The sequence below is a fragment of the Salmonella sp. SAL04157 genome (assembly GCF_046551635.1).
Taxonomy (GTDB): domain Bacteria; phylum Pseudomonadota; class Gammaproteobacteria; order Enterobacterales; family Enterobacteriaceae; genus Salmonella; species Salmonella enterica.
Genome location: NZ_JBGDVS010000001.1, coordinates 549,089 through 572,201, shown reverse-complemented (window position 1 = coordinate 572,201; position 23,113 = coordinate 549,089). Strand labels below are relative to the sequence as shown.

At 51.6% G+C, this 23,113-nt stretch carries 23 protein-coding genes and 1 other RNA gene; 13 read left to right on the top strand and 11 right to left on the bottom strand.

Annotated features, from left to right (window positions below; genetic code table 11):
- Positions 1 to 495: 495 nt before the first annotated feature.
- From garL to ACLJRE_RS02730, 12 genes are all read left to right on the top strand, one after another.
- The gene (gene garL, locus ACLJRE_RS02785) at positions 496 to 1,266 is read left to right on the top strand and encodes a 2-dehydro-3-deoxyglucarate aldolase (RefSeq protein ID WP_023212276.1); all 771 of its coding nucleotides are present in this window, start codon (positions 496 to 498) and stop codon (positions 1,264 to 1,266) included.
- A 25-nt stretch (positions 1,267 to 1,291) separates the two neighbouring features.
- The gene (garR, locus tag ACLJRE_RS02780; RefSeq protein ID WP_000178106.1) at positions 1,292 to 2,182 is read left to right on the top strand and encodes a 2-hydroxy-3-oxopropionate reductase; all 891 of its coding nucleotides are present in this window, start codon (positions 1,292 to 1,294) and stop codon (positions 2,180 to 2,182) included.
- Positions 2,183 to 2,279: 97 nt separating this feature from the next.
- On the top strand, positions 2,280 to 3,425 hold the full coding sequence (gene garK / locus ACLJRE_RS02775; protein ID WP_000706456.1) for a glycerate 2-kinase: 1,146 nt from the start codon (positions 2,280 to 2,282) through the stop codon (positions 3,423 to 3,425).
- A gap of 32 nt (positions 3,426 to 3,457) precedes the next feature.
- Positions 3,458 to 3,832, top strand: an RNA gene (gene rnpB, locus ACLJRE_RS02770) — RNase P RNA component class A.
- A 719-nt stretch (positions 3,833 to 4,551) separates the two neighbouring features.
- Positions 4,552 to 5,490: a transcriptional regulator TdcA gene (tdcA, locus tag ACLJRE_RS02765; protein ID WP_001094907.1), complete on the top strand. Its 939-nt coding sequence runs from the start codon at positions 4,552 to 4,554 to the stop codon at positions 5,488 to 5,490.
- 97 nt (positions 5,491 to 5,587) lie between these two features.
- Entirely contained in the window at positions 5,588 to 6,577 is a 990-nt protein-coding gene (gene tdcB / locus ACLJRE_RS02760) for a bifunctional threonine ammonia-lyase/L-serine ammonia-lyase TdcB (RefSeq protein WP_000548368.1), read from the top strand.
- A 20-nt stretch (positions 6,578 to 6,597) separates the two neighbouring features.
- The gene (tdcC, locus tag ACLJRE_RS02755) at positions 6,598 to 7,929 is read left to right on the top strand and encodes a threonine/serine transporter TdcC (RefSeq protein ID WP_000108129.1); all 1,332 of its coding nucleotides are present in this window, start codon (positions 6,598 to 6,600) and stop codon (positions 7,927 to 7,929) included.
- Positions 7,930 to 7,995: 66 nt separating this feature from the next.
- Positions 7,996 to 9,204 (top strand): propionate kinase, encoded by a 1,209-nt coding sequence (tdcD, locus tag ACLJRE_RS02750; protein WP_001001862.1) that lies wholly within the window; start codon positions 7,996 to 7,998, stop codon positions 9,202 to 9,204.
- 33 nt (positions 9,205 to 9,237) lie between these two features.
- Positions 9,238 to 11,532 (top strand): formate C-acetyltransferase, encoded by a 2,295-nt coding sequence (pflB, locus tag ACLJRE_RS02745; RefSeq protein ID WP_410957305.1) that lies wholly within the window; start codon positions 9,238 to 9,240, stop codon positions 11,530 to 11,532.
- Positions 11,533 to 11,601: 69 nt separating this feature from the next.
- Complete coding sequence (gene tdcG, locus ACLJRE_RS02740; RefSeq protein WP_000622073.1) at positions 11,602 to 12,966, top strand: L-serine ammonia-lyase; 1,365 nt, start codon at positions 11,602 to 11,604, stop codon at positions 12,964 to 12,966.
- Between the two features lie 315 nt (positions 12,967 to 13,281).
- Positions 13,282 to 14,613 (top strand): amino acid permease, encoded by a 1,332-nt coding sequence (locus ACLJRE_RS02735; protein ID WP_000443189.1) that lies wholly within the window; start codon positions 13,282 to 13,284, stop codon positions 14,611 to 14,613.
- Positions 14,614 to 14,638: 25 nt separating this feature from the next.
- Complete coding sequence (locus ACLJRE_RS02730; RefSeq protein WP_023212274.1) at positions 14,639 to 15,949, top strand: serine dehydratase subunit alpha family protein; 1,311 nt, start codon at positions 14,639 to 14,641, stop codon at positions 15,947 to 15,949.
- Between the two features lie 112 nt (positions 15,950 to 16,061).
- Here the strand turns inward: ACLJRE_RS02730 and ACLJRE_RS02725 are convergent, their stop codons facing one another.
- Both ACLJRE_RS02725 and ACLJRE_RS02720 read right to left on the bottom strand, forming a co-directional pair.
- Positions 16,062 to 16,226 (bottom strand): hypothetical protein, encoded by a 165-nt coding sequence (locus ACLJRE_RS02725; protein ID WP_000039326.1) that lies wholly within the window; start codon positions 16,224 to 16,226, stop codon positions 16,062 to 16,064.
- 23 nt (positions 16,227 to 16,249) lie between these two features.
- A complete protein-coding gene (locus ACLJRE_RS02720; protein WP_000633548.1) occupies positions 16,250 to 16,951 on the bottom strand; it encodes a pirin family protein in 702 nt (233 codons plus the stop codon).
- A 104-nt stretch (positions 16,952 to 17,055) separates the two neighbouring features.
- Between ACLJRE_RS02720 and yhaJ the strand changes: the two genes are divergently transcribed.
- Entirely contained in the window at positions 17,056 to 17,952 is an 897-nt protein-coding gene (gene yhaJ, locus ACLJRE_RS02715) for a DNA-binding transcriptional regulator YhaJ (RefSeq protein WP_001041026.1), read from the top strand.
- 38 nt (positions 17,953 to 17,990) lie between these two features.
- On the opposite strand, the gene ACLJRE_RS02710 is transcribed toward yhaJ, so the two are convergent.
- The 9 genes from ACLJRE_RS02710 to yqjA form a co-directional block, all read right to left on the bottom strand.
- Positions 17,991 to 18,356 (bottom strand): DUF805 domain-containing protein, encoded by a 366-nt coding sequence (locus tag ACLJRE_RS02710; RefSeq protein WP_000384139.1) that lies wholly within the window; start codon positions 18,354 to 18,356, stop codon positions 17,991 to 17,993.
- A gap of 123 nt (positions 18,357 to 18,479) precedes the next feature.
- A complete protein-coding gene (locus tag ACLJRE_RS02705; RefSeq protein WP_000531160.1) occupies positions 18,480 to 19,466 on the bottom strand; it encodes a glutathione S-transferase family protein in 987 nt (328 codons plus the stop codon).
- A 67-nt stretch (positions 19,467 to 19,533) separates the two neighbouring features.
- A complete protein-coding gene (locus ACLJRE_RS02700; RefSeq protein WP_001592732.1) occupies positions 19,534 to 19,926 on the bottom strand; it encodes a DoxX family protein in 393 nt (130 codons plus the stop codon).
- 247 nt (positions 19,927 to 20,173) lie between these two features.
- Positions 20,174 to 20,473, bottom strand: coding sequence for a YqjK-like family protein (locus ACLJRE_RS02695; RefSeq protein ID WP_000095496.1), 300 nt, complete (start codon positions 20,471 to 20,473; stop codon positions 20,174 to 20,176).
- The gene (locus ACLJRE_RS02690) at positions 20,470 to 20,868 is read right to left on the bottom strand and encodes a phage holin family protein (protein ID WP_000785622.1); all 399 of its coding nucleotides are present in this window, start codon (positions 20,866 to 20,868) and stop codon (positions 20,470 to 20,472) included. Before ACLJRE_RS02690 ends, ACLJRE_RS02695 begins: the two co-directional genes overlap by 4 nt.
- Positions 20,869 to 20,870: 2 nt before the next feature.
- The gene (locus ACLJRE_RS02685; RefSeq protein ID WP_000031219.1) at positions 20,871 to 21,176 is read right to left on the bottom strand and encodes a YqjD family protein; all 306 of its coding nucleotides are present in this window, start codon (positions 21,174 to 21,176) and stop codon (positions 20,871 to 20,873) included.
- Positions 21,177 to 21,217: 41 nt separating this feature from the next.
- Positions 21,218 to 21,586, bottom strand: a complete 369-nt coding sequence (locus ACLJRE_RS02680; RefSeq protein ID WP_000877297.1) for a DUF1090 domain-containing protein — start codon at positions 21,584 to 21,586, stop codon at positions 21,218 to 21,220.
- 144 nt (positions 21,587 to 21,730) lie between these two features.
- Positions 21,731 to 22,114, bottom strand: a complete 384-nt coding sequence (gene mzrA, locus ACLJRE_RS02675; RefSeq protein ID WP_000917516.1) for an EnvZ/OmpR regulon moderator MzrA — start codon at positions 22,112 to 22,114, stop codon at positions 21,731 to 21,733.
- Between the two features lie 3 nt (positions 22,115 to 22,117).
- On the bottom strand, positions 22,118 to 22,780 hold the full coding sequence (yqjA, locus tag ACLJRE_RS02670; protein WP_000422141.1) for a DedA family general envelope maintenance protein YqjA: 663 nt from the start codon (positions 22,778 to 22,780) through the stop codon (positions 22,118 to 22,120).
- Positions 22,781 to 23,113 lie beyond the last annotated feature (333 nt).

Sequence of the window (23,113 nt, the reverse complement as noted above, 5' to 3'; positions counted from 1 at the left end):
GGATTATCTATTTTGGTTATGGTTAAATCGTTAAATCTCAATATAAGAAATAAAGTTCATGCATAATGAAATAAGAATGACAGGAGTATAAATATAAGAATGTGATCCAGATCACCGCAAATTATGAAATTTTTTATGTAGGCCGGGTAAAGCGTAAATGTGTGCATTAGCGCCCAGTATCATGGGCGTATGCTCAAAAATAAGCGTTAAATAATCCCTTTTTAATGAGCGTTTGCACAATGATTATCCGCCATAGGCTGTTTATACTGAATGGCGAATTCAGTGTATCTGACGAGTTATTTGAAAATACCATGATAATAATAAAAGACGCTAAAGATATCAGAACGGTATATTGTGCTACAGGATGTGTACCACATTAGAAATAGAATGTGGAGATCCATTCTGATTTCAGATAAGCATTTTATTGTCGTTGCTATAAGTTATGGTGGCGGCATCACATGTAGAGAATTAAAGAAATAAGCGAAGGTATAAGCGATGAATAACGCTATTTTCCCTAATAAGTTTAAAGCGGCGCTGGCGGCGCAACAGGTGCAGATTGGCTGCTGGTCTGCACTGGCAAGCCCAATCACCACCGAAGTTCTCGGTCTGGCGGGATTTGACTGGCTGGTGCTGGATGGCGAACATGCGCCGAACGATGTGACCACCTTAATTCCGCAGCTAATGGCATTGAAAGGCAGCGCCAGCGCGCCTGTAGTACGTGTGCCAACCAATGAACCGGTCATTATCAAACGGATGCTGGATATTGGGTTTTATAACTTCCTGATCCCCTTTGTTGAAACGCAAGAGGAAGCGGCTCGCGCCGTCGCCTCGACGCGTTACCCGCCGGAAGGCATTCGCGGCGTCTCCGTTTCTCACCGCGCGAATATGTTCGGCACGGTGCCTGATTACTTTGCGCAGTCAAACAAAAACATCACCATTATTGTTCAAATCGAAAGCCAGTTGGGTGTCGACAATGTTGATGCCATCGCCGCAACGGAAGGCGTTGATGGCATTTTTGTTGGCCCAAGCGATCTGGCCGCCGCGCTGGGTCATCTCGGCAATGCTTCTCACCCTGACGTGCAGCAGACGATTCAACATATTTTCGCCCGCGCTAAAGCGCACGGTAAACCGTGCGGCATTCTGGCGCCGGTAGACGCGGATGCCCGCCGTTATCTGGAATGGGGCGCGACCTTTGTCGCCGTTGGCAGCGATTTAGGCGCATTCCGCGCCAGCACGCAGAAGCTTGCCGACACCTTTAAAAAATAATCCTGGTATGGAAAGAGAGAACGCTATGACGATGAAAGTTGGCTTTATTGGCTTAGGCATCATGGGTAAGCCCATGAGCAAAAACTTACTGAAAGCAGGGTATTCGCTGGTGGTGTCCGATCGTAATCCTGAAGCGATTGCCGACGTCATTGCCGCAGGCGCGGAAACGGCCTCTACGGCGAAGGCGATCGCTGAACAGTGTGACGTCATCATCACGATGCTGCCTAACTCTCCGCATGTGAAAGAGGTTGCGCTGGGCGAGAACGGTATCATCGAAGGCGCGAAGCCGGGAACCGTATTGATTGATATGAGTTCTATCGCGCCGCTGGCAAGCCGTGAAATCAGCGATGCGCTGAAGGCGAAGGGCGTTGAGATGTTGGATGCGCCGGTCAGCGGCGGCGAGCCGAAGGCGATTGATGGCACGCTGTCGGTGATGGTGGGGGGCGATAAAGCCATTTTCGACAAGTACTACGACCTGATGAAAGCGATGGCGGGTTCCGTGGTGCATACCGGCGATATCGGCGCAGGCAACGTCACAAAACTGGCTAACCAGGTGATCGTGGCGTTGAATATCGCCGCCATGTCTGAAGCGCTGACGCTGGCGACTAAAGCGGGCGTCAACCCGGATCTGGTCTATCAGGCGATTCGCGGCGGTCTGGCTGGCAGCACGGTACTGGATGCGAAAGCGCCGATGGTCATGGACAGAAACTTTAAGCCAGGTTTCCGTATCGATCTGCACATTAAAGATCTGGCGAATGCGCTGGATACCTCCCACGGCGTTGGCGCGCAGCTCCCGCTGACCGCCGCCGTTATGGAAATGATGCAGGCGTTACGCGCGGATGGACACGGTAATGACGACCATAGCGCGCTGGCGTGCTACTACGAAAAACTGGCGAAAGTGGAAGTCACTCGCTAACGACGTTGTGCCCGGATGGCGTGTAGCGATCCGGGCCTGAATTTCAGGCTGGATAAGTGAAACGCCATCCGGCGTTGTGCAGTAACAGGCTACCACTATGAAAATCGTAATTGCCCCCGACTCCTACAAAGAAAGCCTTTCTGCCGCCGAGGTAGCGCAGGCGATAGAAAAAGGATTTCGGGAAATTTTCCCCGATGCGCAATATGTCTCTGTTCCGGTTGCCGATGGCGGCGAAGGAACGGTCGAAGCCATGATTGCCGCGACGCAGGGCGTTGAACGCGCCGCATGGGTGACCGGGCCGTTGGGTGAAAAAGTGAAAGCCTGCTGGGGAATGTCCGGGGATGGTAAAACCGCGTTTATTGAAATGGCGGCGGCCAGCGGACTGGCGCTGGTTCCGCCAGAAAAACGCAACCCTTTGATTACTACCTCGCGGGGAACGGGGGAGCTGATATTGCAGGCGCTGGAAAGCGGCGCAAGCAATATCATTATCGGCATTGGCGGCAGCGCGACAAATGATGGCGGCGCGGGGATGATGCAGGCGTTAGGCGCAAAACTGCGCGATGCAAACGGCGCGGATATCGGTTACGGTGGCGGAAGCCTTCATTGTCTAAGCGACATTGATATTTCAGAGCTCGATCCCCGTTTAAAACTCTGCGCTATTCGTGTCGCTTGCGATGTCTCTAATCCTCTGATCGGCGACAACGGCGCATCACGAATTTTTGGGCCGCAGAAAGGCGCGACCGAAGAGAACATTGTTGAGCTGGACAGAAATCTTGCTCACTATGCCGACATCATAAAAAAATCGCTGAATATCGACGTAAAGGCGGCGCCCGGCGCAGGCGCGGCAGGCGGTATGGGGGCGGCGTTAATGGCTTTTCTCGGTGCGGAATTACGCAGCGGGATCGAAATTGTCACGGCGGCACTGAACCTGGAGGAGCATATCCACGACTGTACGCTGGTGGTGACGGGAGAAGGGCGGATTGATAGCCAAAGTATTCGCGGTAAAGTGCCGATTGGCGTCGCGAATGTGGCGAAAAAATATCATAAGCCAGTGATTGGCATTGCCGGCAGCCTGACGCACGATGTAGGGATAGTGCATCACTATGGCATCGACGCTGTCTTTAGCGTACTCACGCGCATCGTGACGCTGGAGGAGGCTTTTCGGGGCGCTTTTGACAATATTTATCGGGCATCCAGAAATGTTGCTGCCGCTCTGGCGATAGGAATGCGCAGCGCAGGGTGACAAAGTCGCGCGAACCCTCTATACTTCGCGCCGAAGCTGACCAGACAGTCGCCGCTTCGTCGTCGTCCTTTCGGGGAGACGGGCGGAGGGGAGGAAAGTCCGGGCTCCATAGGGCAGGGTGCCAGGTAACGCCTGGGGGGGAAACCCACGACCAGTGCAACAGAGAGCAAACCGCCGATGGCCCACGCAAGTGGGATCAGGTAAGGGTGAAAGGGTGCGGTAAGAGCGCACCGCGCGGCTGGTAACAGTCCGTGGCACGGTAAACTCCACCCGGAGCAAGGCCAAATAGGGGTTCATAAGGTACGGCCCGTACTGAACCCGGGTAGGCTGCTTGAGCCAGTGAGCGATTGCTGGCCTAGATGAATGACTGTCCACGACAGAACCCGGCTTATCGGTCAGTTTCACCTCTTCATAAAACCCGTCAGTGTAAGCTGGCGGGTTTTTGCTTATCAGGCCGGTGAAGGGGATAGAGGTTGCAGAAGACGCCAGCGTCACTATCCGGCAATTAATTGACAGCCGTGGTGACATAATATTATTCGTTTTTGTGATGAGAAACACAAAACGCTATAGACTGCGCTCTTTTTAGTTGAAGTGAAAAGCAATCGATTTCTTTCACAAAATTACATCCTGAAAAACAGCAAGAAAGCGGTGTAAATTATTTGTTGTAAATGAAAATTAAATGTATGAAATATTTTGGTTAAAATTTTATTAAATGTTTCTTTACAAACAAATAAGGTAAAAAAATGTGACGCGTAACGGTTTTTAAGCGCATTTACCTCCGGTTTATACTTAAATTTGAGAAATTACGCTTTAAATTTAACGCTGGAATTGTCGATAAAATGTCCCGTAATTGATTGAAATATCGTCTTCATAGGATGTCGAAAATAGGAGGTAAAATAGACTGGTTATCGCCATAATATATCGTTATCCCGACCCTGTTTTTTGATTGAAATCAGACTAAGTTACTGCTTTATTTTTGCAACTTATTGAAATAATAGGTTTTATTTATTTAATAGAGACCATGTAAAAATTGCGGCAAGTTAATTTGTGAGTGGTCGCACATAACCTTTAAGATTTAATTTGCTACACTTCCTGCCGTTCACAATGTTATTTCAGAGCGGTAGATATGAATACTCTTGTTCTCCCTAAAACACAGCATTTGGTGGTCTTTCAGGAAGTCATTAGAAGTGGTTCTATCGGTTCTGCCGCAAAATCGTTAGGGTTAACCCAGCCCGCCGTCAGTAAAATCATTAGCGATGTTGAGGCCTATTTTGGCGTTGAGCTAATTGTACGCAAAAATACCGGCGTTACGTTGACCGAAGCGGGACAGGTACTGCTTTCCTGGTCTGAATCTATCACCCGCGAAATGAAAAACATGATCAACGAGATGAACAGTATGACGTGCAATACCGTTGTCGACGTCTCGTTTGGCTTTCCTTCGCTGATTGGCTTTACCTTCATGTCCGATATGATTCATAAGTTCAAAGAGGTCTTTCCAAAAGCGCAAGTATCCATGTACGAAGCCCAGCTCTCTTCATTCCTGCCGGCCCTGCGCGACGGGCGGCTGGACTTTGCTATCGGTACGCTCAGTAATGAAATGCAGCTACAGGATCTGCATGTCGAGCCGCTGTTTGAATCAGAGTTTGTCCTGGTAGCCAGCAAGTCCCGAACATGCACCGGCACCATCACACTGGAATCGTTAAAAGACGAACAGTGGGTGTTGCCGCAAACGAATATGGGCTACTACAGCGAATTACTCACCACTCTACAACGAAATGGCATCAGCATCGAAAACATTGTTAAAACAGATTCCGTCGTCACAATATATAATCTTGTTCTCAATGCTGATTTCTTAACTGTTATTCCCTGCGATATGACCACGCCTTTTGGCTCTAATCAATTTATCACGATACCAATCAAAGACACATTACCCGTTGCACGTTATGCGGCGGTATGGTCTAAAAATTATCGTATCAAAAAAGCCGCTTCAGTATTAGTAGAATTGGCTAAACAATATTCATCATATAATGGATGCAGACGCAGGCAGTTAATAGAAATTGAATGATATGGAATAAACATATTTAGCGAAATTGACGTCACCTGTTTCTTTTGAACAGTGGGCAACGGTAACTTATTTTTAATACCCAGGTTAAGAGGTTATAATGCACATTACATACGATCTCCCGGTTGCAATTGAAGATATCCTCGAAGCGAAAAAAAGACTGGCGGGGAAGATATATAAAACGGGAATGCCTCGCTCTAACTATTTTAGTGAACGTTGCAAAGGCGAAATATTTCTCAAGTTTGAAAATATGCAGCGTACGGGTTCATTTAAAATTCGTGGCGCTTTTAACAAACTTAGCTCGTTAACGGAGGCGGAAAAACGTAAAGGCGTCGTGGCCTGTTCCGCAGGTAATCATGCACAGGGCGTTTCTCTTTCTTGCGCAATGCTGGGTATTGACGGCAAAGTCGTGATGCCGAAGGGCGCGCCAAAGTCAAAAGTGGCGGCCACCTGTGATTATTCGGCGGAAGTGGTGCTCCACGGTGACAACTTCAATGACACCATTGCTAAGGTGAGTGAAATTGTCGAAACCGAAGGCCGCATTTTTATTCCGCCTTACGACGATCCAAAAGTCATTGCCGGACAGGGCACTATTGGTCTGGAAATTATGGAAGATCTGTACGATGTCGATAATGTCATCGTGCCTATTGGCGGCGGCGGTTTAATTGCAGGTATTGCCATTGCGATTAAATCGATTAACCCGACCATTAAAGTTATCGGCGTACAGGCCGAAAATGTTCACGGTATGGCGGCGTCTTATTACGCTGGCGAAATAACCACGCACCGAACGACCGGCACCCTGGCGGATGGTTGTGATGTCTCCCGCCCGGGTAATTTAACCTATGAAATCGTTCGTGAATTAGTCGATGACATTGTCCTGGTTAGCGAAGATGAAATTCGTAACAGCATGATCGCTTTAATTCAGCGCAATAAGGTTATTACTGAAGGCGCTGGCGCTCTGGCCTGCGCTGCACTATTAAGCGGGAAATTAGATAGCCATATTCAGAACAGAAAAACGGTCAGTATTATTTCTGGCGGCAATATCGATCTTTCTCGTGTATCACAAATTACGGGTTTAGTTGACGCTTAATCTTTTCGTGAGGATAGGATATGAGTACTACTGATAGCATTGTATCCAGCCAGGCAAAACAGTCGTCATGGCGTAAATCGGACACGACGTGGACGCTGGGTTTATTTGGTACCGCCATTGGCGCCGGGGTGCTGTTTTTCCCTATCCGCGCCGGGTTTGGCGGGCTTATCCCCATTCTGCTGATGCTGGTTTTAGCTTACCCCATTGCGTTCTATTGTCACCGGGCGCTGGCGCGTCTGTGTTTATCCGGATCTAATCCGTCCGGCAATATTACGGAAACGGTCGAAGAGCACTTTGGTAAAACGGGCGGGGTAGTTATCACGTTCCTTTACTTCTTTGCGATTTGTCCGCTGCTGTGGATTTATGGCGTCACCATTACTAATACGTTCATGACGTTTTGGGAAAACCAGTTGCAGATGCCAGCGTTGAATCGCGGTTTCGTGGCGCTGTTCTTGCTGCTGCTGATGGCCTTTGTGATCTGGTTTGGTAAAGATCTGATGGTTAAGGTGATGAGTTACCTGGTATGGCCGTTTATCGCCAGTCTGGTGCTAATCTCATTATCGCTGATTCCTTACTGGAACTCGGCGGTTATCGATCAGGTTGATCTCAGTAATATCGCGCTGACCGGGCATGATGGCATACTGGTTACGGTGTGGCTGGGCATCTCTATCATGGTGTTCTCCTTTAACTTTTCGCCCATCGTCTCTTCCTTCGTGGTGTCTAAGCGTGAAGAGTATGAGAAAGAGTTTGGTCGCGAATTTACCGAGCGGAAATGTTCACAGATCATCTCGCGCGCCAGTATGCTGATGGTCGCCGTGGTGATGTTCTTCGCCTTTAGCTGCCTGTTTACGCTCTCTCCGCAGAACATGGCGGATGCGAAAGCGCAGAACATTCCGGTACTTTCCTACCTGGCCAACCATTTCGCCTCTTTGTCGGGGACAAAATCTACTTTTGCAACGGTGCTGGAGTATGGCGCGTCTATCATCGCGCTGGTTGCTATTTTCAAATCTTTCTTCGGTCACTACCTGGGGACGCTGGAAGGGCTGAACGGCCTGGTGCTGAAATTCGGTTATAAAGGCGATAAAACCAAAGTCTCTATGGGCAAGCTTAACACCATCAGCATGATCTTCATTATGGGGTCTACCTGGGTCGTAGCTTACGCAAACCCGAACATTCTGGACCTGATTGAAGCGATGGGCGCGCCGATTATCGCCTCGCTGTTATGCCTGCTGCCGATGTACGCCATTCGTAAAGCGCCGTCGCTGGCGAAGTACCGTGGTCGTCTGGATAACGTGTTCGTCACCCTGATTGGTCTGCTGACCATCCTGAATATTGTCTACAAATTGTTCTAATCCTCACGTTTAGCCTGCGTTCCGCCCCAGGGCGCGGACGCAGGCTGACATCGACGGAGGCACTACATGAATGAATTTCCGGTCGTTCTGGTCATTAATTGCGGCTCATCTTCTATCAAATTCTCTGTACTGGATGTCGCTACCTGTGATGTTTTAATGGCGGGAATAGCAGATGGAATGAATACTGAAAACGCCTTTTTATCTATTAATGGCGGTAAGCCGATACACCTCGCGCACTCTAATTATGAGGACGCGTTAAAAGCCATTGCCTTTGAGCTGGAAAAACGTGATTTAACGGATAGCGTGGCATTAATTGGTCACCGTATCGCGCACGGTGGAGAGCTATTTACACAGTCCGTCATTATTACCGATGAGATTATCGATAATATTCGTCGGGTATCACCTTTGGCGCCGCTGCATAATTACGCTAATTTAAGCGGCATTGACGCGGCGCGGCACCTTTTCCCGGCCGTGCGTCAGGTGGCGGTATTTGATACCAGTTTCCACCAGACGCTGGCGCCGGAAGCCTATTTGTACGGATTGCCGTGGGAGTATTTTTCCAGCCTGGGTGTGCGTCGCTACGGCTTTCACGGTACGTCGCATCGCTATGTTTCGCGGCGCGCGTATGAACTACTCGATCTCGATGAAAAAAACTCGGGTCTGATTGTCGCGCATCTGGGCAATGGGGCGTCTATCTGCGCGGTACGCAATGGTCAGAGCGTGGATACCTCAATGGGGATGACGCCGCTTGAGGGGCTGATGATGGGCACTCGCAGCGGCGACGTTGATTTCGGCGCGATGGCGTGGATAGCCAAAGAAACCGGGCAGACGTTGAGCGATCTGGAGCGAGTGGTGAATAAAGAGTCCGGTTTGCTCGGCATCTCCGGGTTGTCATCCGACCTTAGAGTCCTGGAAAAAGCCTGGCACGAAGGACATGAGCGCGCCCGGTTAGCGATAAAAACATTTGTCCACCGTATCGCCCGTCATATTGCCGGACACGCGGCATCGTTACATCGGCTGGATGGCATTATTTTTACCGGCGGTATTGGTGAAAATTCAGTATTAATTCGCCAGTTGGTGATTGAACATTTGGGCGTACTGGGGCTTACGTTAGACGTTGAAATGAATAAGCAGCTGAATTCTCACGGCGAGCGCATTATTTCCGCTAACCCTTCTCAGGTTATTTGCGCTGTTATTCCCACGAATGAAGAGAAAATGATTGCCCTTGATGCCATTCATTTAGGCAACGTGAAAGCACCAGTGGAATTTGCATAACTTAACGGCTGTTCTGTAGAGAGATTATTTTTCATGAAGGTAAATATCGATACCAGCGATATGCTGTATGCCGAAGCATGGCGTGATTTTAAAGGTACGGACTGGAAAGAAGAAATTAATGTCCGTGATTTTATTCAGCATAACTATACGCCCTATGAGGGGGATGAATCTTTTCTCGCCGACGCGACGCCAGCGACCACGGCGTTGTGGGAAAAGGTGATGGCGGGAATACGTATCGAGAACGCGACCCATGCGCCGGTGGATTTCGATACCAACATCGCGACGACGATTACCGCGCACGATGCGGGATATATTGAAAAAGATCTGGAAAAAATCGTCGGTTTACAAACGGATAAGCCGCTTAAACGCGCTTTGCATCCGTTTGGCGGCGTTAACATGATCAAAAGTTCATTCCACGCTTATGGCCGCGAAATGGACGCCGATTTTGAATATACCTTTACCGACCTGCGGAAAACCCATAATCAGGGCGTATTCAATGTTTACTCGCCGGATATGCTGCGCTGCCGTAAATCCGGCGTATTAACCGGTTTGCCGGATGGTTATGGTCGCGGGCGCATTATTGGCGATTATCGCCGCGTCGCGCTGTATGGCATCCGTTATCTGGTGCGCGAACGCGAGCTGCAATTCGCCGACCTGCAGTCGAATCTGGAGCGGGGACAGAATCTTGAGGCGACGATTCGCCTGCGTGAGGAGTTGGCGGAGCACCGTCGCGCGCTGCTGCAAATGCAAGAGATGGCGGCGAAATACGGCTATGATATCTCCCGCCCGGCGCGGAACGCGCAGGAAGCGGTACAGTGGCTCTACTTCGCTTATCTGGCGGCGGTAAAATCGCAAAATGGCGGTGCAATGTCGCTGGGAAGAACCGCCTCGTTCCTTGATATCTACATTGAGCGCGATTTCAACGCGGGCCTTCTGACAGAGCAGCAGGCGCAGGAACTGATCGACCATTTCATCATGAAGATCCGCATGGTGCGCTTCCTGCGCACGCCGGAATTTGACTCGCTCTTTTCCGGCGATCCGATCTGGGCCACCGAAGTTATTGGCGGGATGGGGCTTGATGGCCGCACGCTGGTGACGAAGAACTCCTTCCGTTATCTGCATACCCTGCACACGATGGGGCCAGCGCCGGAGCCGAACCTGACCATACTGTGGTCAGAAGCGTTGCCGGTGGCATTCAAAAAATATGCTGCGCAGGTCTCCATCGTGACCTCATCTTTGCAGTATGAAAACGACGATTTAATGCGTACCGACTTTAACAGCGACGATTACGCCATCGCTTGTTGCGTCAGCCCGATGGTCATCGGTAAGCAGATGCAGTTCTTCGGCGCGCGCGCCAACCTTGCCAAAACGTTGCTGTACGCTATCAATGGCGGCGTTGACGAGAAACTGAAAATCCAGGTTGGGCCGAAAACCGCGCCGTTAACGGATGAGGTGTTGGATTACGACGCAGTAATGGAGAGCCTCGACCATTTTATGGACTGGCTGGCGGTGCAGTACATTAGCGCGCTGAACATCATTCACTACATGCACGATAAGTACAGCTATGAAGCTTCGCTGATGGCGCTGCACGACCGTGATGTGTATCGGACGATGGCGTGCGGCATCGCCGGACTGTCGGTGGCGGCGGATTCCCTGTCCGCCATCAGGTACGCTCAGGTGAAGCCGATCCGCGACGAAAACGGCCTTGCCATCGACTTCGCTATTGAAGGCGAGTATCCGCAGTACGGCAACAACGATGAGCGCGTGGACAGCATCGCCTGCGACCTGGTGAAACGCTTTATGCAAAAAATTAGTGTGTTGCCGACGTATCGCAATGCGGTGCCGACGCAGTCCATTTTGACCATCACCTCGAACGTCGTGTACGGGCAGAAGACCGGCAATACGCCGGATGGACGCCGCGCCGGAACGCCATTCGCGCCGGGGGCGAACCCGATGCATGGTCGTGACCGCAAAGGGGCGGTAGCCTCGCTGACGTCGGTGGCGAAACTGCCGTTTACCTACGCCAAAGACGGTATTTCGTACACCTTCTCGATTGTGCCTGCGGCGCTCGGGAAAGAAGATGCGGTGCGGAAAACCAATCTTGTCGGCCTGCTGGACGGCTATTTCCATCATGAAGCACAGGTAGAAGGCGGGCAGCATCTGAACGTCAATGTCATGAACCGTGAAATGTTGCTGGATGCGATTGAACATCCGGAAAACTACCCGAACCTGACGATCCGCGTTTCCGGCTATGCCGTGCGCTTCAATGCGCTGACTCGTGAGCAGCAACAGGACGTTATTTCGCGCACCTTTACTCAGGCGATGTAACGTGAACGGGGCGATCGTGTGGATCGCCCCGCGACGGATCTTCACTGAACGGTAATCTTAGGGGGAGATATGATTAGCGCATTTGATATTTTTAAGATTGGCATTGGACCTTCAAGCTCCCATACCGTAGGGCCAATGAATGCAGGAAAATGTTTTATCGATCGGCTGATCGACAGCGGCGACCTGCCGCGAACGACTCGCATCACGGTTGATCTTTACGGATCGCTATCGCTGACGGGCAAAGGCCACGCGACCGATACCGCCATCATTATGGGCCTGGCGGGCAATACGCCGCAGGATGTCAATATTGATAGCATTCCGGCGTTTATCCAGGAGGTTGCCCGCAGCAGCCGTTTATCGGTGGCGGGTGGCGCGCATGTGGTGGATTTTCCCGTCGCCGACAGTATTCTCTTTCACGCTGAAACCCTGGCGCGCCATGAAAACGGTATGCGAATTACCGCCTGGCACGGGCAAACGCCGCTTTTACACAAAACGTATTACTCTATTGGCGGCGGCTTTATTGTCGAAGAGGAGCGTTTTGGTCAGTCGCACGACGTAGAAAAATCGGTGCCGTATGATTTTCATTCCGCCAGCGAACTGTTGACGCTGTGTGAAAGACAGGGGCTCTCGGTTTCCGGCCTGATGATGCAAAATGAACTGGCGTTGCGGAGCAAAGAGCAGATTGACGCTGGCTTTGCCCGCATCTGGCAGGTGATGGAGACCGGAATTGAACGTGGCATGAATACTGAGGGCGTGCTGCCGGGGCCGCTGAACGTTCCACGCCGCGCGGTAGCGTTACGGCGTCTGCTGGTCTCCAGCGATAATCTCTCCCGCGATCCAATGAACGTCATCGACTGGATTAACATGTTCGCCCTGGCCGTGAGCGAAGAGAACGCGGCGGGCGGGCGAGTGGTCACCGCGCCGACCAACGGCGCGTGCGGCATTATTCCTGCGGTGCTGGCCTATTACGACAAATTCCGTCGTCCGGTCAATGCCAACTCTATCGCCCGTTATCTGTTGTCGGCGGGGGCGATTGGCATGCTGTACAAGATGAACGCCTCGATATCCGGCGCGGAAGTGGGGTGTCAGGGCGAGGTTGGCGTCGCGTGTTCGATGGCGGCGGCGGGGCTGACAGAACTGCTGGGCGGTAGCCCGGCGCAGGTCTGTATTGCGGCGGAAATTGCGATGGAGCATAACCTTGGCCTCACCTGTGACCCGGTGGCGGGTCAGGTGCAAATCCCTTGTATTGAACGTAATGCGATTAACGCCGTTAAAGCGGTAAATGCGGCGCGAATGGCGCTACGCCGTACCTCTGAGCCGCGGGTTTCGCTCGATAAAGTGATCGAAACCATGTACGAAACGGGTAAAGACATGAACGACAAATATCGCGAGACGTCGCGCGGCGGTCTGGCGATTAAAGTCGTTTGTGGATAGGCCCGACAGGCGCAGAGTGAGTAGGCTATGGGATAACGCAGAAGACAGAAGCTGAGAAAAGGGCGCACCAATGTGCGCCCTTTTTTGTTGTGATGTGCGTCAAATAGAGAAAATAACAACATTAAACCAATAGTAAATAGAAAAGAATTCTTAACCCACAAGAAATGCAGGTGTTTTATTGGTAAGTTTTTCTCTTATCGTGCGCGTATGATTTTCTTATTACAAGAAAGTACCTGCACCTCACGTTCTGCATATCGCCTTGCTGCGGCACGAAAAATAAAAAAAACCTCTACCTACACATTGAGCGAGAATTTTATGGAATCGGCTAGTAATACCAGCGTAATCCTCGACGCATCAGCCCCGGCGCGTCGGGCAGGGATGACAGAAAGCGAATGGCGTGAAGCCATCAAATTTGATAGTACCGACACCGGTTGGGTCATTATGAGTATCGGGATGGCGATCGGCGCAGGAATCGTTTTTCTTCCTGTCCAGGTTGGCCTGATGGGACTTTGGGTCTTTTTACTCTCTTCTATTATTGGCTATCCGGCCATGTACCTGTTCCAGCGGCTGTTTATTAATACGCTGGCGGAATCCCCGGAATGTAAAGACTACCCCAGCGTGATCAGCGGCTATCTGGGCAAAAACTGGGGTATTTTATTAGGCGCGCTGTACTTTGTAATGCTCGTCATCTGGATGTTCGTCTATTCTACGGCGATTACTAACGACAGCGCCTCTTATCTGCATACTTTCGGCGTAACGGAAGGATTACTTTCCGATAGTCCGTTTTATGGTCTGGTGCTGATCTGCATCCTGGTGGCGATTTCCTCACGCGGTGAAAAATTACTGTTCAAAATTTCCACCGGCATGGTGCTGACCAAGCTACTGGTAGTAGCGGCGCTGGGCGTCTCCATGGTGGGTATGTGGCATCTGTATAACATTGGCGCGCTGCCGCCGATGGCCCTGCTGATTAAAAACGCCATTATTACCCTGCCATTTACGCTGACCTCGATTTTATTTATCCAGACGTTAAGCCCAATGGTGATCTCTTACCGTTCACGCGAAAAATCTATTGAGGTCGCACGTCATAAAGCGTTGCGCGCCATGAATATCGCGTTTGGCGTCCTGTTCGTTACCGTATTTTTCTATGCGGTTTCCTTCACCCTGGCGATGGGGCATGACGAAGCGGTGAAAGCCTACGAGCAGAATATTTCCGCCCTGGCGATCGCCGCGCAGTTTATTAGTGGCGATGGCGCTGGCTGGGTCAAAGTGGTTAGCGTAATTCTGAACATCTTTGCCGTCATGACCGCCTTCTTTGGCGTTTACTTAGGATTCCGCGAAGCGACGCAAGGCATTGTGATGAATATCCTGCGCCGCAAAATGCCCGCCGAGAAGATTAAGGAAAATCTGGTACAGCGCGGCATTATGATTTTCGCTATTTTGCTGGCCTGGAGCGCCATTGTGCTCAACGCGCCGGTACTGAGCTTCACCTCTATTTGTAGCCCTATCTTCGGTATGGTGGGCTGTTTAATTCCGGCATGGTTGGTCTACAAGGTTCCCGCATTGCACAAATATAAAGGCGCTTCGTTGTACCTGATTATTATTACCGGTCTGCTGCTATGCGTTTCTCCGTTCCTAGCATTCTCTTGATATACCTGAGATTAAGGTTGTTGTTATGTTTGAATCTAAAATAAATCCATTGTGGCAAAGTTTTATCCTGGCCGTACAGGAAGAAGTAAAACCGGCGCTGGGGTGTACTGAGCCAATTTCACTGGCGCTGGCGGCAGCGGCGGCGGCGGCTGAACTTGACGGCACAGTTGAACGCATTGACGCGTGGGTTTCGCCTAATCTGATGAAAAATGGTATGGGCGTTACCGTTCCAGGAACGGGAATGGTAGGGCTACCGATCGCCGCGGCGCTTGGCGCGTTGGGCGGTGATGCGAAAGCCGGGTTGGAGGTGTTAAAAGACGCTTCCGCTAAAGCCGTTGCCGATGCAAAAGCGATGCTGGCCGCCGGACATGTCGCAGTGATGTTGCAGGAGCCATGTAACGACATCCTGTTTTCACGGGCGAAAGTTTATCGCGGCGATAGCTGGGCATGTGTCACGATCGTCGGCGATCATACAAACATTGTGCGGATAGAAACCGACAAGGGCGTGGTATTTACCCAGGCCGATAATGCGCAGGAAGAAGAAAAAACCTCGCCACTGGGAGTGCTGTCTCATACCTCGCTGGAAGAGATCCTGGCGTTTGTGAATGCGGTGCCCTTTGACGCTATCCGCTTTATTCTCGATGCGGCCAGGCTAAACGGCGCGTTGTCGCAGGAGGGACTGCGTGGTTCCTGGGGGCTGCATATCGGTTCGACGCTGGCCAAACAGTGCGATCGCGGTCTGCTGGCGAAAGATCTCTCCACGGCGATTTTGATCCGTACCAGCGCGGCGTCAGACGCCAGAATGGGCGGCGCCACGTTGCCCGCGATGAGCAACTCCGGCTCCGGCAACCAGGGGATTACCGCCACGGTGCCAGTCATGGTGGTTGCTGAACATGTCGGTGCCGATGACGAGCGCCTGGCGCGCGCGCTAATGTTATCGCATTTGAGCGCTATCTATATTCACCATCAGCTTCCGCGTTTGTCGGCGCTGTGCGCGGCAACTACGGCGGCGATGGGCGCGGCGGCGGGTATGGCGTGGCTGATAGATGGTCGTTATGACACTATCGCAATGGCTATCAGCAGTATGATCGGCGATGTCAGCGGGATGATTTGCGATGGCGCGTCGAATAGCTGTGCGATGAAAGTCTCTACCAGCGCGTCGGCGGCGTGGAAAGCCGTACTGATGGCGTTGGATGATACGGCGGTGACCGGAAACGAAGGGATTGTGGCGCACAATGTCGAACAATCTATTTCGAATTTGTGTTCGCTGGCGTGTCGCTCAATGCAGCAGACAGACAAGCAGATCATCGAGATTATGGCCAGTAAAGCGCATTAATAATAACGCCCCGGCATGACGTCGGGGCAGCGTGTTGCCCGATGGCGCTGCGCTTATCGGGTCTACCTGTTCTAAGCCGGATCGGGCGCTTGCGCCGCCATCCGGCATGATTTCAGGCTGCGGCCTCTTCTTCTGCCAGCCGGGCTTCGGCGTCCGCCACGATGGCTTCCAGTTCGGTTAGCATCTCTTCATAGCCCAGCGGCACAGTGGCGCTCATCGCCTCCTGTACGGCAGGTTTTACCACGGGCTGACGTTTCTTCGCCGATTTTTTGCTCATCTTGTGACTCCTTTTCTGGCTGACTACACCGGTAAATCTACCAGTAATGCGCGCAGCGGCGTATCGGCAACCAGCGTAATGTTAGGTTCATCACGAATAAATGCGCCATCCCCGCAGGTTAACGCCTCGCGTTCTTCGTTGTGCGTCAGCGCGTGGAACGTACCGTGAATCGACTGCAAATAGGCGCGCGGCCCGTGAAGCTGGAAATTAAGCGATTCGCCTTTCTCCAGCGTAATATGATGTACCCAGACCTGTTGGCGCAGTTGTAAGCTGTTTTGCTCACCGTCGGGCGAGGCAAGAAGCTGTTGTTGCGCCGCCAGGAGTGGGATTTTTTGTACCAGCGCGTTTTCCCGTTCAGGACAGGCGTCAAGCCACAGTTGCATTCGGGTTAACGGCTTAACTTTGCTGAGATTATGTTCGCTGTAGCTAATGCCCGGCTGCGCGGCGAGCAGTAACGCTTCGCCCGCTTTAGCCTGTACATGGTTGCCGTCGCTGTCGCGGTATTCCGCTTCGCCGTCCAGAATCAGGTTTAAAATATCCACCTTTGGATAAGTTCGAGGCTGAAAAGAGGCGCCCGGCGCCAGCACTTCCTGGTTCAGTACGCGCAACGACGCGTAGCCCAGCAGTGTAGGGTCGAAATAGTGTCCAAAGGAGAAGGTATAGCGGGCCTGTAGCCATCCGTAGTCTGCTTGTCCACATTGTTTGGCGGTTCGGGTCGTAATCATCGTTATTAACCTCTCTTTACTTCCTTTTATGTTAAGGGGCTGGACGCTGCATTGTTAGCCAGATATTCTGCCCGGTATGTTCAAATTTCCTGAATGAGAACGTTATGGCTAAAGAGAGAGCGCTGACGCTTGAAGCATTGCGTGTGATGGACGCCATTGACCGCCGGGGCAGTTTTGCCGCAGCGGCTGATGAGTTGGGGCGGGTGCCCTCCGCGCTGAGTTACACCATGCAGAAGCTGGAAGAAGAGTTGGACGTTGTACTGTTCGATCGCTCCGGCCATCGTACAAAATTCACCAACGTCGGGCGTATGCTGCTGGAACGCGGGCGGGTATTGCTGGAAGCGGCAGACAAGTTAACGACGGATGCTGAAGCGTTGGCCCGCGGTTGGGAAACGCATCTGACGCTGGTCACTGAAGCTCTGGTACCGACGCCTGCTTTTTTTCCGCTGATCGACCGGCTGGCCGCTAAAGCCAATACGCAGCTTTCATTGATTACCGAAGTACTGGCTGGCGCATGGGAGCGGCTTGAGCAGGGACGGGCGGATATCGTTATCGCCCCGGATATGCATTTTCGATCGTCGTCGGAAATTAACTCCCGTAAGTTGTATACGTTAATGAATGTGTATGTCGCCGCGCCTGACCACCCTATTCATCAGGAGCCGGAGCCGCTTTCGGAAGTGACGCGGGTTAAATACCGCGGCGTAGCGGTAGCGGATACCGCGCGCGAGCGGCCGGTATTAACGGTGCAACTGCTGGATAAGCAGCCACGTCTGACGGTAAGCACGATTGAAGATAAACGTCAGGCGCTGCTGGCCGGGCTTGGCGTCGCGACCATGCCATATTCGATGGTGGAACAGGATATTGCCGAAGGGCGGCTACGCGTGGTCAGCCCGGAATCGACCAGCGAAATCGATATTATTATGGCCTGGCGGCGCGACAGTATGGGGGAGGCAAAAGCCTGGTGCCTGCGGGAAATACCTAAGCTATTCGCCGGAAAATAAATAGCGCGCGGCGCTTTAAAAGCGGCGCCGCGCTGCCATCAGGAAAAACGTTTCGGGTCGGGGCCGAAGCGGTTGTCGCCTGGCGTACCATTCTGGCAGTTGAACGCGATGATGATAAGCCAGCCGATAATGGGGATAAGTAGCAACAGTAGCCACCATGCGGAGCGGTCAGTGTCATGCAGACGACGGAACTGCACGGCCCACCACGGTAAAAAGATCAGAACGCCGTAAATGGTGGTCAGAACGCCTTCACCCCCGGCGCGTTGCCAGCCAAGCATGGCGTCCAGCAGGCCCAACACAAAGGTAAAGATGATATTGACCAGAATAAACATCCAGTACTCTTTGCGTCGCGCGCGGCCGCCAAATCCCAGATAATTTTTTAAAACCTTTAAATACCAATCCATTTTCGCCTCAATAATGGTTCAATCACTTGTTTTTAAAGTAATCAAACTAAGAATAGCCGCGAATGAAATGCTGGTAAATATTTGTGGTATTAATTAATAAGGCGTCCCGGAGGACGCCTGAAATTAGCCAAAGCGCACGTCGCGTCCGTGAGGTTCGAGCAGATCCTGCCACGGTCCGATAGAAATGATACCTGTGGGGTTAATCGTTTTATGGCTACGGAAATAGTGGTGACGAATATGGTCCATATTAACGGTTTCAGCAATGCCCGGTATTTGATAGATATCGCGCAGGAAACCGTACAGATTCAGGTAGTCGCTGATTCGGTATTTGTCGCACTTGAAATGAGTCACGTAAACCGGATCAAAGCGTACCAGGGTCGTCCATAAGCGGATATCCGCCTCGGTCAACTGGTCGCCCGTCAGATAGCGGTGCTGTCCGAGAATCTGTTCCAGGCGCGCCAGCGCAGTAAATACCTTGTCTACCGCTTCATCATACGCTTGCTGGCTGGTGGCGAATCCTGCTTTATAAACGCCGTTATTAACGTTGTCATAAATCCAGCCGTTTAACTCGTCAATTTTGCTTTGCAGCGCGGGGGGATAGTAATCCCCGGCTTTAGCGCCCAGCCCATCGAAGGCGGAGTTAAACATACGAATGATTTCGGCGGACTCGTTGCTGACGATAGTATGATTTTTTTTATCCCATAAGACCGGTACGGTGACGCGGCCGCTGTAGTGTGGATCGGCGTGCAGATACAACTGGTAGAGAAATTCATGCTGATAGAGGGTATCGCCGGTGGCCGCCGGAAAAGTATCATCAAACGTCCAGCCGTTTTCCAGCATCAATGGATTCACGACGGAAACCGGAATAAATGGCTCCAGACCTTTCAGTTTACGGAAAATGAGCGTGCGATGCGCCCAGGGGCAGGCAAGGGAAACGTACAGATGGTAACGATCTTTTTCTGCGGCGAATCCGCCTTCGCCGGAAGGTCCGGGCGCGCCGTCAGCGGTAAGCCAGTTGCGGAAAGCCGACGCTGAACGCTGAAATTTCCCCCCGGAAGATTTGGTGTCATACCAGGTGTCGTGCCAGACGCCATCGATCAGTTGTCCCATGTCTCTCTCCTTCAGATGACAAAAGCGAGGCGCTATTCCCTCGCTTTTTTAATTGAGTATAGATTGCTTACCACTTTTTATTCAGCAGACGGTCAAGGCTGAACGCGCCAGGCCCGGTTAACGCCAGTAATAAGAATCCGCCGGCAATGGTCAGGTTTTTCATAAACATCAGCGAGTTTACACCTTCTGCAAAATTGCTATGGAAGATCAATGCCGTCAGCAACGTAAAACCAGCGGTAAAAAGCGCAGTGGTGCGGGTGAGGAACCCCAGCAGAATCGCCAGACCGCCGCCGAACTCAAGCAGTATGGTGAGCGGCAGCAGGAATCCTGGTACGCCCATCGCTTCCATATACTGTTGTGTGCCCGCATAGCCGCTAATTTTTCCCCATCCTGCGGTAATAAACAGAACTGGCATTAAAATACGCGCTATCAGTACACCAACATCTTCTAATTTTTTCATTTTATTCTCCAGGAGGCCGATTCGGCTGCTGCTGCTATTTTCATGAGCAATGGCGCGGTTTAGCGCGTCATTGTTATCGCTGGAGAGAATCATAAACGTGGCGTACAGGAATTGTTAGCAAGGAAAATTGCCAAATTTTTTCAAAAAATTTGAGTGATTGATAAAGAGACGATATGCATAAAAGTATCGCGCCACCAGGTGTAATAGGGCGATAACCTGATGGCGCGATGCTATAAAAGAAAAGATATTAACCGCGGAGCTGTTGTTGACGGAGGGTAGTTTTTACCAGGCGCCAGGCGCTCCAGATACCCAGGCCGCGTTTCGCCCAGCGTACCAACATATTAGGATGACGGATGGTCCAGATGGCCATTACGCTGCTACCGACCAGCGCCCAGGAGCGCAGGCTTAACACCGTATTCCAGCCGCGATCGTACGCGCCGGTGGTCTCCAGCCAGTCGCGACGACTGGCGGACAGATCCAGCCGTTGCTGCTGGATCTGACTGAGAAGCAGCGCTTTACGTTTTTCGCGTTCGCCTTTGCTGCTCACGACTGATCGTCCTCCAGAATTTGCCGATCGTTAGCCAGTTCGTGCCGCGTATGGCGCAATAGCGTGGACTGACGCGCTTTGCGCAAAGTCCAGATGCCGCCGATTAGCGCAAGCACTAACAGCACAACTGTGGTAGCGATCATCGCGTTCAAACGGTACTGAGGATCGATAGCCCAGATGACCAGAACCATCAGGCTCATTAAGCCAAACGCCGCGAAGAGCATGGTAAGACCTACCATCAGCAAAAGCTGAAAGAGGTTCGCCTTCTCTTCTTCCAGTTCTACTACCGCCAGTCGCAGCCGGGTTTCCACCATCTCAACGATAATGGTGACAATCCGCTGCCCGATATCCAGTACGCTTTTGCCTGGTCCTTGTGCCTGTCGAGAGTCCGCCATAATTAACGACGCGTCAGCAGTACGCCCAACACCAGACCGACAGCGGCGCCAATGCCTACGCCTGTCCAGGGATTTTCGCGCACATAATCATCGGCGCGGGCGGCGGCGACGCGAGTCTGTTTGGCAATCACATCACCCGTTTCGCCCAGGCGGTAACGGCTCTCTTTCAGCGCGCGCTCGGCTTTGCTACGAATCTTACTCAACTCTTCTTTCGACTTTTCGCCCGAAGAGCTCAGCACTTCTTCAAGCGTATCGGTCAGGGATTTCAACTCAGCGCGCAGATGTTCCGTAGTGTTATCTTTCGACATAGTTTTCTCCAGGTGAGTGAGTATTTACATTCGGCGTTAATTTAGTAGTCTCTGGCCTCAAGTTTTTTTAGCTCATCCTGAGCCTCGGCCAGCTTACGTTCACGTTTGTCTATTTTATCCGCATCGCCTTTTGCTTTTGCCTCGGCTAAATCACGTTGGCGTTCGGCTACCTCTTCTTTTTGCTCAGCGATCTTTTTCTGATGCTCGGCGCGTAGCTTGCTGTCAGTACAATTAGCGCGTACTTCGCTGAGCGCCTTGTTCAGACCCTCAATACGGCGCTGATTGTTGTGCTTTTCAGCGTAGCTAATTTCCTTTTGTATATCCTGCTCTTTTTCCTGACAAAGCGAATTAGCGTAGCTACCGGCGCTAAGTGTAAAAAGCGTGATAGCCAAAGCGATGCGGTATTTCATTCCTGAACTTTCCCTTATGTTCGGACCCGTTGTCCGGGGCGGTGATCCCGATAATAACGCGGTGGGTTAAACACCGCTTTATTAATCATAGTCATTAAACAATGAAATCACCAAAGTGAGTGATATGATTCGGATTCCTGGAGATTAGCCAAAGCGGTGTGAGCTTTCCCGTAAGCGGGACAGCCACTGTACCGTTTCGTTGTCATCGTCCTGCTGAGCGACGACATAACCGTGTGGTAACGTTTGATCAAGCACTGTTTTTGCTGCGGCGCTTTGCGCAGGGGAATCGAAGGTAATGAGCAACATGTCATTTTTAGGCGTAATACTTTTAAAATGAATGCCGTTCGCATCCAGATGATGCAGAACTGAGAAGCCGTCTGGCATACTGGCGCCCTGGTTAACCGCGCGAATGGCCAGCGTCGACTCTTGCTGACGCAGCGTTGACCACGTCATCATGAGTATGGTCAGCATCAGTAGAAAAGCGCTGATCCAAATGAGTTGTCGGGCAGTTATGCGTGGTTTAAGCATAAGTTATCCCCGGCTCCCATACTTCTTTTTCCACAGCATGACCAGTGAACCCGCCAGGCCAAAAAAGAGCAGCACCACGGGCAGCAGCATCAGGCATGACATTAACTGATCTTCATACTTCATAAAGACGGGCGTTTTGCCCAGCAGATAGCCCAGCGACGTCAGGATAAGCACCCACAACAAGCCGCTCATCCAGTTGAAGAACTGAAAGCGCGCGTTATTCAGGCCGGATATGCCGGCAATGGTGGGCAGCAGCGTTCTGACAAACGCGATAAAACGGCCTATCAATAATGCCGACAGGCCGTGTTTATGGAAAAGGTGATGGGCGCGTTGATGATAATGTGCGGGGAGATGAGAGAGCCAGTTTTGTACGGTGCGGGTATTCCCCAGCCAGCGGCCCTGAATATAGCTCACCCAGCAACCCAGGCTGGCCGCGACGGTAAGCAGCAAAATGGTTTGTGGAAAACCCATCGCGCCTTTGGCGATCAGCACGCCGACCAGGATCAACAGGCTGTCGCCAGGTAAAAAGGCGGCAGGGAGCAGCCCATTTTCCAGAAACAAAATCATAAATAACACAAAATATAACATGCCAATCATGGAAGGATTGGCCAGTGTTTCAAAGTCCTGAGCCCACAGGGCATTCAGCAATTGAGTCAGTAGTTCCATTCAGTATTCCTGGAGAATCGGTTAACGTCACGCCGGTGATCTGAGGTTTGCACTGCCGCAACAGAGTTGGAGTTTTTATCAGCGTTGCGGAAACGGCAAATTCGCGGCCTGAACTATTCCTTGTTAAGTTGTGAAGTAAGCAAGCACTAACACACAAAAATTCAAAATGCATCTAATTGTAACAAAGGTCAACGAAGTCCGTTATAGAAATTACGCGTCGTTGAGCTTTGATTTTGCTTATCGCAAAGGAGGGTGGCGAGAGGATTTACACAGGCTGACACTTTATACTGTACGCTGACCGAGCGCCGCGGCAGACGCCATCTACATATAACG

Bases quoted from the DNA above. Each gene is read 5' to 3' on its own strand.
- garL (WP_023212276.1), top strand. From the start codon at position 496: ATGAATAACGCTATTTTCCCTAATAAGTTTAAAGCGGCGCTGGCGGCG.
- garR (WP_000178106.1), top strand. From the start codon at position 1,292: ATGACGATGAAAGTTGGCTTTATTGGCTTAGGCATCATGGGTAAGCCC.
- garK (WP_000706456.1), top strand. From the start codon at position 2,280: ATGAAAATCGTAATTGCCCCCGACTCCTACAAAGAAAGCCTTTCTGCC.
- tdcA (WP_001094907.1), top strand. From the start codon at position 4,552: ATGAATACTCTTGTTCTCCCTAAAACACAGCATTTGGTGGTCTTTCAG.
- tdcB (WP_000548368.1), top strand. From the start codon at position 5,588: ATGCACATTACATACGATCTCCCGGTTGCAATTGAAGATATCCTCGAA.
- tdcC (WP_000108129.1), top strand. From the start codon at position 6,598: ATGAGTACTACTGATAGCATTGTATCCAGCCAGGCAAAACAGTCGTCA.
- tdcD (WP_001001862.1), top strand. From the start codon at position 7,996: ATGAATGAATTTCCGGTCGTTCTGGTCATTAATTGCGGCTCATCTTCT.
- pflB (WP_410957305.1), top strand. From the start codon at position 9,238: ATGAAGGTAAATATCGATACCAGCGATATGCTGTATGCCGAAGCATGG.
- tdcG (WP_000622073.1), top strand. From the start codon at position 11,602: ATGATTAGCGCATTTGATATTTTTAAGATTGGCATTGGACCTTCAAGC.
- ACLJRE_RS02735 (WP_000443189.1), top strand. From the start codon at position 13,282: ATGGAATCGGCTAGTAATACCAGCGTAATCCTCGACGCATCAGCCCCG.
- ACLJRE_RS02730 (WP_023212274.1), top strand. From the start codon at position 14,639: ATGTTTGAATCTAAAATAAATCCATTGTGGCAAAGTTTTATCCTGGCC.
- ACLJRE_RS02725 (WP_000039326.1), bottom strand. From the start codon at position 16,226: ATGAGCAAAAAATCGGCGAAGAAACGTCAGCCCGTGGTAAAACCTGCC.
- ACLJRE_RS02720 (WP_000633548.1), bottom strand. From the start codon at position 16,951: ATGATTACGACCCGAACCGCCAAACAATGTGGACAAGCAGACTACGGA.
- yhaJ (WP_001041026.1), top strand. From the start codon at position 17,056: ATGGCTAAAGAGAGAGCGCTGACGCTTGAAGCATTGCGTGTGATGGAC.
- ACLJRE_RS02710 (WP_000384139.1), bottom strand. From the start codon at position 18,356: ATGGATTGGTATTTAAAGGTTTTAAAAAATTATCTGGGATTTGGCGGC.
- ACLJRE_RS02705 (WP_000531160.1), bottom strand. From the start codon at position 19,466: ATGGGACAACTGATCGATGGCGTCTGGCACGACACCTGGTATGACACC.
- ACLJRE_RS02700 (WP_001592732.1), bottom strand. From the start codon at position 19,926: ATGAAAAAATTAGAAGATGTTGGTGTACTGATAGCGCGTATTTTAATG.
- ACLJRE_RS02690 (WP_000785622.1), bottom strand. From the start codon at position 20,868: ATGGCGGACTCTCGACAGGCACAAGGACCAGGCAAAAGCGTACTGGAT.
- ACLJRE_RS02685 (WP_000031219.1), bottom strand. From the start codon at position 21,176: ATGTCGAAAGATAACACTACGGAACATCTGCGCGCTGAGTTGAAATCC.
- ACLJRE_RS02680 (WP_000877297.1), bottom strand. From the start codon at position 21,586: ATGAAATACCGCATCGCTTTGGCTATCACGCTTTTTACACTTAGCGCC.
- mzrA (WP_000917516.1), bottom strand. From the start codon at position 22,114: ATGCTTAAACCACGCATAACTGCCCGACAACTCATTTGGATCAGCGCT.
- yqjA (WP_000422141.1), bottom strand. From the start codon at position 22,780: ATGGAACTACTGACTCAATTGCTGAATGCCCTGTGGGCTCAGGACTTT.